The sequence below is a fragment of the Streptomyces fuscigenes genome (genome assembly GCF_021556455.1).
GTDB lineage: Bacteria > Actinomycetota > Actinomycetes > Streptomycetales > Streptomycetaceae > Streptomyces > Streptomyces fuscigenes.
In genome coordinates this window covers 1-1,945 of record NZ_JAKGCV010000689.1, presented here as the reverse complement: position 1 = coordinate 1,945, position 1,945 = coordinate 1, and the positions used below count along the sequence as shown (strand labels likewise).

Below are 1,945 nucleotides of genomic sequence, written 5' to 3'. Positions count from 1 at the left end.
GCGGGAGACGGCGCCGGCCGCGAGGGCCGGACCGGCCGCGGCGACCCGCAGGTGGCCCTCGCCGTCCGGGGCCGTCTCCCGCGCGGCCTCCCGCGGGCCGGGCGCGACCATCAGCGTCGACTCGCCGAGCCGCAGCGCCGCGCCGCGCGGCAGGGGCACCGGCGCGGAGCCGACCGCGGCACCTTCCACCGTCGTGCCGTTCGTCGAGCCCAGGTCGGCCACCGCGGCCGTGCCGTCCGGCGCGAGCGTCACCGCGCAGTGCAGCCGGGACACGTCCGGGTCGTCCAGGGGCACGTCCGCGTCGGCGGAGCGGCCGATCACCACCCGGCCCCCGTGCAGCAGGTGCACCCCGCCCGCGTCGGGCCCCGCGACCACCCGCAGCTGCGCGGCGGGCTCCTGGTCGGGAGTGACGCGGATCTCGTCCTCGCCGGGAGCGCCGAGCGAGAGCACGGCGCCGTCGACGAGGGGCGGCACGCCGAGCGCGGCACGCCGGTCGTCCAGCCGCTCACGTCCCGCGTACAGGACGGTCGTGCCGGGGGTGTCGGGGCCGAGGACGGCCGTCGCCAGACCGGAGGCCACCGCGGCGAGCGCGGTGCCCGCGGGGGCGGTGACCAGTACGTCGCAGGCGCTGCCTGCGCGCCCCGGCGCGAGGACGGTCAGCCGGATCTGCATCGCCGTCAGCGGTCCCTTCTGCGCGGGGAGTCAGGCGGCCGTGGCGCCCGCCGGTGGGTGTAGGCATCCTCGCACCTGCCGCCGACAACACGCCCGGGCCCCGGCTCGAAGTGATCTTGATTGGTCGGCTGTGCGTGCATAAATGCCTGCTTGGGATCGTGTCCCGCGCGCGAGGGACCGTGCTACGGCAACCATCCGTGCGATGCTCGCGTCCTTCCCCTGAACGCGGGCCGGCTCGATCACCCGCGAGAGTCACGGACGACGACGCTCGGTGACCCTTTCGGCGGCATTAAAGTGGTCTGCGGTCCCCGGGACGCGGGACGATGCAGTGATCGCTATCAGCAGGGAGCACATGACGTGCGGCCGGTAGGCAGCAAGTACCTGCTCGAGGAACCGCTCGGACGCGGTGCCACGGGCACCGTGTGGAGGGCTTCGCAGCGGGAGACCGCCGGGGCCGAGGCGGCCGTGCCCGGACAGCCGGGCGAGACGGTCGCGATCAAGGTCCTCAAGGAAGAGCTCGCCAACGACGCGGACGTCGTGATGCGGTTCCTGCGCGAGCGCTCCGTCCTGCTCAGACTGACCCACCCCAACATCGTGCGCACCCGCGACCTGGTCGTCGAGGGCGATCTGCTGGCGCTCGTCATGGACCTGGTCGAGGGCCCCGACCTGCACCGCTACCTGCGCGAGAACGGGCCGTTCTCGCCTGTCGGCGCCGCTCTGCTCACCGCGCAGATCGCCGACGCGCTGGCCGCGAGCCACGCGCAGGGCGTCGTGCACCGCGACCTCAAGCCCGCCAACGTCCTGCTGAAGAACGACGGCGACCAGCTGCACCCGATGCTCACCGACTTCGGCATCGCACGCCTCGCGGACTCGCCCGGCCTGACGCGGACGGCGGAGTTCGTCGGCACGCCCGCGTACATCGCCCCGGAGTCCGCCGAGGGGCGCCCGCAGACGTCGGCCGTCGACATCTACGGCGCGGGCATCCTGCTCTACGAGCTGCTGACCGGCCGCCCGCCGTTCGCCGGCGCCACCTCGCTGGAGGTGCTCCAGCGGCACCTCACGGAGGAGCCGCGCAGGCCCACGACCGTGCCCGAGCCGCTGTGGACGGTCGTCGAGCGCTGCCTGCGCAAGAACCCCGACGAGCGGCCGAGCGCCGTCAACCTGGCCACGGCGCTGCGCGCGGTGGCCCCGGGCATCGGCGTCCACGCGACGCCCGCCCAGGCCGACGCGGCGCTCGGCGTGGCCGCGCTGCTCGCGCCCGACCCGGAGCCCA

General features: G+C 75.0%; 2 protein-coding genes. One reads left to right on the top strand and one right to left on the bottom strand.

What is annotated here, in order from left to right; translation table 11 throughout:
• A partial coding sequence (locus L1885_RS27775; protein ID WP_235799904.1) for an FHA domain-containing protein occupies window positions 1-672 on the bottom strand: 672 nt, incomplete at its 3' end.
• A gap of 357 nt (window positions 673-1,029) precedes the next feature.
• Here L1885_RS27775 and L1885_RS27770 point away from each other — a divergent pair.
• On the top strand, window positions 1,030-1,945 hold a 916-nt coding region (locus tag L1885_RS27770), incomplete at its 3' end, for a serine/threonine-protein kinase (RefSeq protein ID WP_235799903.1).